This window comes from Clavibacter lycopersici, from assembly GCF_003576405.1.
Lineage (GTDB): Bacteria > Actinomycetota > Actinomycetes > Actinomycetales > Microbacteriaceae > Clavibacter > Clavibacter lycopersici.
On sequence record NZ_QWGT01000130.1, the window covers coordinates 1 to 8,011 of the forward strand.

At 73.7% G+C, this 8,011-nt stretch carries 8 protein-coding genes; 3 read left to right on the plus strand and 5 right to left on the minus strand.

Going from position 1 to position 8,011, the window contains the following annotated elements:
- Window positions 1-29: 29 nt before the first annotated feature.
- The gene (locus tag DZG00_RS09720; protein WP_119383076.1) at window positions 30-1,157 is read right to left on the minus strand and encodes a 5-(carboxyamino)imidazole ribonucleotide synthase; all 1,128 of its coding nucleotides are present in this window, start codon (window positions 1,155-1,157) and stop codon (window positions 30-32) included.
- 139 nt (window positions 1,158-1,296) lie between these two features.
- On the opposite strand from DZG00_RS09720, the gene DZG00_RS09725 reads away from it, so the two are divergent.
- Entirely contained in the window at window positions 1,297-1,812 is a 516-nt protein-coding gene (locus DZG00_RS09725; protein WP_119383075.1) for a GtrA family protein, read from the plus strand.
- 25 nt (window positions 1,813-1,837) lie between these two features.
- On the opposite strand, the gene DZG00_RS09730 is transcribed toward DZG00_RS09725, so the two are convergent.
- Together DZG00_RS09730 and DZG00_RS09735 are read right to left on the minus strand one after the other, a co-directional pair.
- A complete protein-coding gene (locus DZG00_RS09730; protein WP_119455575.1) occupies window positions 1,838-2,632 on the minus strand; it encodes a PH domain-containing protein in 795 nt (264 codons plus the stop codon).
- Window positions 2,616-3,419 (minus strand): biotin--[acetyl-CoA-carboxylase] ligase, encoded by an 804-nt coding sequence (locus DZG00_RS09735; RefSeq protein WP_119455576.1) that lies wholly within the window; start codon window positions 3,417-3,419, stop codon window positions 2,616-2,618. The genes DZG00_RS09730 and DZG00_RS09735 overlap by 17 nt, the downstream gene beginning before the upstream one ends.
- A gap of 83 nt (window positions 3,420-3,502) precedes the next feature.
- On the opposite strand from DZG00_RS09735, the gene DZG00_RS09740 reads away from it, so the two are divergent.
- Window positions 3,503-5,140 carry an acyl-CoA carboxylase subunit beta gene (locus DZG00_RS09740; protein ID WP_119383103.1) on the plus strand — a complete coding sequence of 546 codons (1,638 nt, stop codon included), beginning with the start codon at window positions 3,503-3,505 and terminating at the stop codon, window positions 5,138-5,140.
- Complete coding sequence (locus DZG00_RS09745) at window positions 5,137-5,370, plus strand: acyl-CoA carboxylase subunit epsilon (protein ID WP_119455577.1); 234 nt, start codon at window positions 5,137-5,139, stop codon at window positions 5,368-5,370. The genes DZG00_RS09740 and DZG00_RS09745 overlap by 4 nt, the downstream gene beginning before the upstream one ends.
- Before the next feature lie 273 nt (window positions 5,371-5,643).
- On the opposite strand, the gene DZG00_RS09750 is transcribed toward DZG00_RS09745, so the two are convergent.
- The gene (locus DZG00_RS09750; RefSeq protein ID WP_119383032.1) at window positions 5,644-6,666 is read right to left on the minus strand and encodes a DUF8320 family protein; all 1,023 of its coding nucleotides are present in this window, start codon (window positions 6,664-6,666) and stop codon (window positions 5,644-5,646) included.
- A complete protein-coding gene (locus DZG00_RS09755) occupies window positions 6,663-8,009 on the minus strand; it encodes a sensor histidine kinase (RefSeq protein ID WP_233550114.1) in 1,347 nt (448 codons plus the stop codon). The genes DZG00_RS09750 and DZG00_RS09755 overlap by 4 nt, the downstream gene beginning before the upstream one ends.
- Window positions 8,010-8,011: the final 2 nt, after the last annotated feature.

Consider the following 8,011-nt stretch of genomic DNA (forward strand, 5'->3'; position numbering starts at 1 on the left):
CCCCGCGGACGCGCGCGCCGGATCGGCGGTCAGCCCCGGAAGAACGCCGCGGCCGCCCGCGCGCGGTACGCGGTCTCGTCGAGGTCGTCGCCGACCACCGTCACGTGGCCGACCTTGCGGCCGGGCCGCGGGTCCTTGCCGTAGAAGTGGAAGCGCGCCTCGGGCTGGTCGGCGAGCGCCTGCGGGTAGCGGTCGGCGACGGTGCCGGACTCCGGGCCGCCGAGCACGTTGATCATGACCGACCACGGCGCGAGCGGCCGCGTGGACCCGAGCGGCAGGTCGAGGACCGCGCGCAGGTGCTGCTCGAACTGGCCCGTGACCGCGCCGTCCATGGACCAGTGGCCCGTGTTGTGCGGGCGCATCGCGAGCTCGTTGACGAGCAGGCGCCCGTCGACGGTCTCGAACAGCTCGACCGCGAGGACGCCGGTGACGCCGAGCCCCTCCGCGATCCCGCGGGCCATCTCCTCGGCCGCCGCGCGGAGCCGGGCGCTCGCGCCGTGCGCGGGGGCGATGACCTCGGCGCAGACGCCGTCGCGCTGGATCGACTCGACGACCGGCCAGGCGGCGATGTCGCCCGACGGACGCCGGGCGACCGACTGCGCGAGCTCGCGCGCGTAGTCCACGAGCTCCTCGGCCAGCAGCGCGTCGCCCGGGCCGAGCGCGTCGAACCAGTCGCCGGCCTCGTCGGCGGATCGCACCACGCGCACGCCCTTGCCGTCGTAGCCGCCGCGCGGCGTCTTCACGACCGCGACGCCGCCGTTGTCCGCGAGGAACGCGGCGAGCGCGGCGCGGTCGGGCACGCGCGCCCACACGGGCACCGGCACGCCCAGCTGCTCGAGCCGCTCGCGCATGAGGAGCTTGTCCTGGGCGACGAGCAGCGCGTCCGGCCCCGGGTGCACGGCGACGCCCTCGGCGACGAGCGCGCGGAGGACGTGCTGCGGGACGTGCTCGTGGTCGAACGTGATCACGTCGACGTCGCGCGCGAAGGCGCGGACGGCGTCGAGGTCGCGGTAGTCCCCGACCGCCGTCGCGGCGAGGCCCGCGGACATGCCGTCGGCCTCGGCGAGCACGCGGATCCCGATGCCGAGCTCCACGGCGGGGGCGATCATCATCCGGGCGAGCTGGCCGCCTCCGACGACTCCGACGGTGGGCGTCATGGTGTCTCCTCCTCTGGGCAGGTGCGTGGGCCCGCAGCAGCCTGCGGGCGGCGTCGGGACGGTCGGTCGCCGGGACCAGCCGGTATCATCGTCCGTCACGCCACCCGCCATCCTCCCCCATCCAGGACGGACCCCGCCCATGTCCCCCCGCCGCTCCCTCGCGTCGCTCGGCGTCCAGCTCGTCCAGTTCGGCCTCGTCGGCGGCCTGGGCTTCCTGGTGGACCTCGCGGTCTTCAACCTGCTGCGCGCCACCGTCCTGCACCCCGACGCCGTCGAGGCGGGGCCTCTCCTCGCCAAGGTCTGCTCGACCGTCGTCGCCATCGCGGTCAACTGGGTGGGCAACCGCTACTGGACGTTCGGCGGGCAGCGCACCACGCGCCGCGGTCGCGAGGCGCTCGAGTTCCTGGCGGTCAGCCTCCTCGGGATGGTCATCGGGCTCGCGTGCCTCTACGTCTCGCACTACGTGCTGGGATACACGTCGCCGCTGGCCGACAACATCTCCGCCAACGTCATCGGCCTGGGGCTCGGATCCGCGGTGCGCTTCGTCCTCTACCGCCAGTGGGTCTACTCCCCGGCCCGGCGCCACGCGGCGCCGCAGCCGACGGCGGCGACCACGGGACGCACCGAGGACGCCGACCGGGTCGCCGTCCGCTAGTCGTCCGCCGCCGCCGCCAGCCCGGTCAGCCGCGCTGCCAGGGCTGCGTGTCGTCGGGCCACACAGCGCGGGCCTCGTCCTGCTGCCGCCAGGCCGGATCCCCGGGCCGACCCCGGCGCGACTCCTCCTGCCGGCGGCGCTCGGCCACCATGTTGGCGTTCTCCTCCATGAGGTCCTGCAGCGCCTGCACGACGAGCACCGCGGACGGCACGTCCCGGAGCACGACGGGCGACTCGAGGCCCGCGTTGATGGTGACGTGGCCGCTGCGGTGCAGGTGCTGCAGCGGACCCCGGCGGAGGGTCACGTCATAGCCGCGCGAGTGGAGCAGCTCCTGCCGGGTGCGCACGAAGAACCCGTGCGAGACGATGAGGCGCCGGGTCGTGACCGTGTACCGCCGGTTCAGCCACACGAGCACGGGCAGCAGCGTCACGAAGACCGCGACGCCCGCGAGCGCCACGAGCAGCAGCGCGTTCTCCCACGGCTCCGGGAACCAGCCGCCGAAGTACCCGCCCGCGAGGCAGATCGCGAGGAGCAGCAGCACGGGGAGGGTGAGGGCGCGGCCGTGCGGGCGGAGGCGGACGAGGACCCGCTCGGGATCGGCGGCCTGGACCTGCTGGGCCGGCGCGGCGGGCGGCGCGGCGGGGCGGCCGAGGCGCGGATCCACATCGTGCGACGACGTCAGGCGGCCCGCCTCGTCCTCGGCGACGCGACGGCGCTCCTCCTTCTCGGCCTTGCGCCTGGCCCGGCGGCCGCCGCGGACGGGGAGCGCCCGTCCGCCCTCTCCGGGTGCGTACCGCTGCGTGTCACCCGTGTGCGCCATGCCTCCATTGATACCGCAGATGCGTCACGTCGCCCGCGGCGACAGACGTGACGGCCGGATCCCCGGCGGACTCCACGGTGAGCCGCCCGTCGTCGTCGACCCCGGTCGCGCGCCCGAGGAGCTCGCCGCCGCCCGGCAGCTCGACGCGCACGTCGCGGCCGATGGTGTCGCAGGTGCGGGCCAGCTCGTCGACGAGCCCGGCCGCGCGCGCGTCCCCGCCGGCGTCCACCCAGGCCAGGTACCGCGCGCGGAACGCCCGGAGGTAGGCGGCCAGGATCGCGTCGACGTCCGGATCCGGGACGCCCGCGAGCCGCAGCGACGTGGAGGTGGGCGTGGGCAGCTCCGCCTCCTGGAGCGTGAGGTTGAGGCCCGTCCCGACCAGCATGCGGCCGGGCGCGACCAGCTCGCCGAGGATCCCGGACACCTTCCGCCCGTCCACGTGGACGTCGTTCGGCCACTTGAGCGTCACCTCGGCGGGCGCGGGCACGACGTCGCGCAGGGTCGCGACGAGGGCGAGGCCCGCGACGAGCGGCAGCCAGCCGGGATCGAGGTCCACCCGCCCGGGGACGCAGAGGACGCTGACGGCGAGGGTCCGCCCGGGCGGCGCCGTCCACACGCGTCCGCGCCGGCCCCGGCCCGCCGTCTGGTCGAGGGTGAGCACGACGGACCCGTCCGGCCACCCGACGGGATCCGCGGCCGCCCGCCGGGACAGCTCGTCGTTCGTCGACCCCGCCGTGTCGAGGGCGAGCAGGCGCGGGGCGGCGAGGCGGCTGAGCGGGAGGTCCATGCCGCCACCGTAGCGAGCGGATCAGGAGGACTCCGCACCCGGGAGGCGCGGTCTTCTGTGCGTGGTCCACAAGGGCGGGGCCCATGGCCGCCGGTACAGTGAGGCGGGTGACTGCACACGAGCCAGACGAGGACGCCGGCGCCCCGGACATGTACACGACCGCAGGCAAGCTCGCCGATCTGAAGAGGCGCTACCACGAGGCCGTCACCGCGAGCGGCGAGGCCGCCATCGAGAAGCAGCACGCGCGCGGCAAGATGACCGCCCGCGAGCGCATCGACCAGCTGCTCGACCACGGCTCGTTCGTCGAGCTCGACGAGTTCGTCCGCCACCGCACCCACGCGTTCGGCATGGACGCCAAGCGCCCCTACGGCGACTCGGTCGTCACGGGCACCGGCACCATCAACGGCCGCCAGGTGGCCGTCTACTCGCAGGACTTCACGATCTTCGGCGGATCCCTCGGCGAGGTCGCGGGCGAGAAGATCATCAAGGTCATGGAGCTCGCCATCAAGACGGGCGTGCCCATCATCGGCATCCTCGACTCGGGCGGCGCGCGCATCCAGGAGGGCGTGGTCGCGCTCGGCAAGTACGGCGAGATCTTCCGCCTCAACACGCGCGCGTCGGGCGTCATCCCGCAGATCTCGCTCATCATGGGCCCGGCGGCGGGCGGTGCCGTCTACTCCCCCGCGCTCACCGACTTCGTGATCATGGTCGACAAGACCAGCCACATGTTCGTCACCGGACCGGACGTCATCAAGACCGTCACGGGCGAGGAGGTCGGCTTCGAGGAGCTCGGCGGCGCGCTCACCCACAACAAGGTCTCGGGCGTCGCGCACTACCTCGCGAGCGACGAGGACGACGCGCTCGACTACGCGCGCACGCTCCTCGGCTTCCTGCCGGACAACAACCTCGCCGAGCTGCCGGAGTTCCCGCGGACGGTGGACCTCGAGATGACGGCGCGCGACCGCGAGCTCGACACGATCATCCCGGACAGCCCGAACCAGCCGTACGACATGAGGACGATCATCGAGCTCATCGTCGACGACGGCGAGTTCCTCGAGACGCAGCCCCTGTTCGCGCCCAACATCATCGTCGGGTTCGCGCGCGTGGAGGGCCGCTCGGTCGGCATCGTCGCCAACCAGCCGAACGCGATGGCGGGCACGCTGAACATCGAGGCGGGCGAGAAGGCCAGCCGCTTCGTGCGGTTCTGCGACGCGTTCTCCATCCCGATCCTCACGCTCGTCGACGTGCCCGGGTACCTGCCCGGCACCGAGCAGGAGTGGACGGGCGTCATCCGCCGTGGCGCCAAGCTGCTGTACGCGTACGCCGAGGCGACCGTGCCGCTCGTCACGGTCATCACGCGGAAGGCGTACGGCGGCGCGTACATCGTCATGGGATCCAAGCAGCTGGGCGCCGACATCAACCTCGCCTGGCCCACGGCCGAGATCGCGGTGATGGGCGGCCAGGGCGCCGTCAACATCCTCTACCGCGGCGAGATCAAGGGCGCGGAGCAGGCGGGCGAGGACGTCGCGGCGGTCCGCACGCGGCTCGCCAACGAGTACACGTACAACGTGGCGAGCCCCTTCCTCGCGGCGGAGCGAGGCGAGCTCGACAACGTGATTCAGCCGGCCGCCACGCGCGCGTCGGTCGTCAAGGCCCTCCGGGCGCTGCGCACCAAGCGCGCGAGCCTGCCGCCCAAGAAGCACGGGAACATCCCGCTGTGAGCGACGCGCACGGATCGGCGGACGCCGCGCTCGGCGGCTTCCGCGTGCTCGGCGGCTCCCCCACCGAGGAGGAGCTCGCGGCGGCCACGGCGGTCATCGCGGCGATCGCGGCGCAGCCCGCCGTCGAGCAGCCCGTGCGGCGCGCGCCGGACGCCTGGCAGCGCTCGCAGCGCGGCGTCCGCGGCACCCTGGTGCCGGGACCCGGCCGCTGGCGCGGCTTCTCCGGCTGAGCGGATCCGGCCTCCCGGCACCGGGTTCGCCACAGGCTGTGTCCTCCCAAATGACGACTTGGCCCGCCCCTCCCGCTCCGTGAGACTCGTGGTGCTGGGAGACCCGCATCGCGGGTCGTTCAACACGGCGTCGTCCATCTGTGGTGAGCAGACGACGCCAGGGGGCGGATCATCCCGATGCTCGGGTCATCGGGATGACCGGAGAGGCGCGGGGGCGGACGGTGCAGGCACCGGCCCCCGCGCCTCTCAGCATCCCCGCCCGCGTCGCGCCGCTCAGCTCCGCGGCCGCGGGATCTCGAGCCACAGGTCGACCTCGTCGTCCAGGTCGTCGCTGCCCAGGAGGCTCGCGCTGCCGTCTCCCGCGACGCTGAGGCCGACGACCGTGATCGCCGTGTCGGATCCCTCGGGCACCGTGCGCGCGATGATCTTGTCCGCGCGCGTGTCCCGCACGGCCTCGGCCAGCCGGTCGAGCACGACGTCGCGCGTCGCGTCGTCGAGGTCGTCGATGCCGCCCTCGTCGAGGAGCGTGACGACCGTTCCACGCCGGCGCGCGAGCATGACCTGCTCGCGGACGGCGTCGTTGAGGAGCGTGCGCCCGCGGATCTCGTCGCGGATGGCCCCCTCGAGGTAGAGGCACTCCTGGCGCTCCTCCGGGGACAGGTCGCCGCCCGTCTCGACGATGCGGCGCAGCATCGGCACGGCCATCCGGCTGGTCTGCCGGAGCCGGAACTGGCGCTCGTAGAGGTGCGCCTCCTGCGCGGCCTGCCAGTCCGCCGCCTCGCGCTCGGCGCGGTGGAACTGGCGGGCGTCGCGCGCGGCCTTGGCGAGCGCGTGCGCGAGGACGTGCGAGACGGCGACCCACAGCGCGCTCCCGGTGACGCCGTACTCGACGAGCGCGCCCGGCCCGCCCCAGAGCACGGTCTGGACCGCGAGGATCACGATGCCGGCCCACGCGAAGCCCTGCCTGCGCCGGGCGGACGTGATGGTCATCAGGGTGCCGACCGCGGCGACGTGCCACGTGCTGAACGGCGCGACGGATCCGGGCGTGAGCTGGCTGGTCACCAGGACAGGGACCACGGTCGCCACGGCGAGGTTGAACGCCGCGAGCCAGACCGGCATGACGGTGGGACTGGTCGGCCACAGGCTCATGAGCGTGGCGACGAGGTACAGGCCGACCGCGACGAGCGTGACGGCCGGATCCGCGGGGGCCCCGATCGCGACGATCGCGAGCACCACGTGGTACGCCGAGAAGAGGGCGGCGAGGCCGAGGACGATGGAGCGGGGGACGACGATCACCGGTCGCCTCCCTCGCCGCGGTCCGGCCGCTCGGCCGGCACCGCGTCGACGTCCGCGGGGTGGGGCGGGATGCCGCCCGAGGAGGCGTCCGCGGGGGCGGGCCACCGGATCCGCACGGCCGTGCCCTCCCCCGGCGCCGACTCGATGGTGACGAGCCCGCCGGCCTGCGCCACGCGCTCCTTGATGGAGACGCGGAGCCCGAGGCGCTCGGTGGGGATGCGGCGCTGGTCGAAGCCCGCGCCGTCGTCGACGACGTCGATGGCCACGCCCTCGTCGCCGTGGCCCGAGATGACGAGCATGCGGGTGATGGTCTCGGCCGAGGTGCCGGCGTGCTGCAGGCTGTTCATCATCGCCTGCACCGCCGCGGAGTAGATGGCCTCGGCGGTGGCCACCGGGACCATGCGGGTGCCGAGGTCGCGCGTCTCGAGCACGAACGGCGCGGACAGCGCGGACGCCGCGTCGACGATGCGCTTCGCGACCGCGCGCAGGGGCACCGAGGCGTCGTCGTCCGTTCCCTGCTCCGCGGCGGCCAGGTGTCCCATGGCGTTGGCGGCCATGGTGGCGGCGAGCTCGCGCGCGGCCGGATCGGCCGTGCGGGCCGCTGAGAGCAGCGTGGTGAGGACGCTGTCGTGCACGATCGCGTCGACCTGCACCCGCTCCACCTCGGTCGCGTGCTGCCGCACCGCGTGCGAGTAGCGCGTGAGCGCCGTGCCCTGCGCCCAGTCGACGCCGAGGGCCGCCTGGCGGAGCACCGTGACGATCATGAGGACGGAGCCGCCGAGGATGATCGAGTAGAGGACCTGGAGGAACGAGTCGAGCGGCGTGATGACGCCGTGGCGGACGACCACCTCGAGGAAGCCGAGGCCGAGCGGCACCGCGACCGTGTAGATCACCGCGATCCAGAGCCGGAAGGCCATGGCGGCGCACGTCGTCGCGACCGTGAGCTCCTGGTAGAGGAACGGCTGCGGGACCGTCGTGAGCGTGTCCGGCACGATGGCGAACGGCCACGTGGCGAGCGCGAGGACGAAGACGATCGCGACGGTGGCGTGCGCGGGGACGACGCCGCGGCGGATCACGCCGGCGACGCAGGTCCAGACGAGGCCGCCGAAGAAGATCGTCAGGAACGCGATGCTCCATGCAGGGCGCATGGTGTCCAGCTGGCCGTTGATGACCTGCAGCGACTGCAGGGCGAAGAGGAGGCCGAAGGCGCCGGCGCCACGGCCGAGGATGGTCTCGATGCGGGCGAGGCTGATGGGGTTGTCGGGGGTGCGCTCGACCAGCACGGACAGGACACGGCCCTGCTTGCCCCGGTCGCCGCCCTTGGCCTGCGTGCGACCCGTGATGA

What these genes read in the sequence shown, in the direction of transcription:
- DZG00_RS09720 (WP_119383076.1), bottom strand. Translation starts at nt 1,157, where the DNA reads ATGACGCCCACCGTCGGAGTCGTCGGAGGCGGCCAGCTCGCCCGGATG.
- DZG00_RS09725 (WP_119383075.1), top strand. Translation starts at nt 1,297, where the DNA reads ATGTCCCCCCGCCGCTCCCTCGCGTCGCTCGGCGTCCAGCTCGTCCAG.
- DZG00_RS09730 (WP_119455575.1), bottom strand. Translation starts at nt 2,632, where the DNA reads ATGGCGCACACGGGTGACACGCAGCGGTACGCACCCGGAGAGGGCGGA.
- DZG00_RS09735 (WP_119455576.1), bottom strand. Translation starts at nt 3,419, where the DNA reads ATGGACCTCCCGCTCAGCCGCCTCGCCGCCCCGCGCCTGCTCGCCCTC.
- DZG00_RS09740 (WP_119383103.1), top strand. Translation starts at nt 3,503, where the DNA reads ATGGCCGCCGGTACAGTGAGGCGGGTGACTGCACACGAGCCAGACGAG.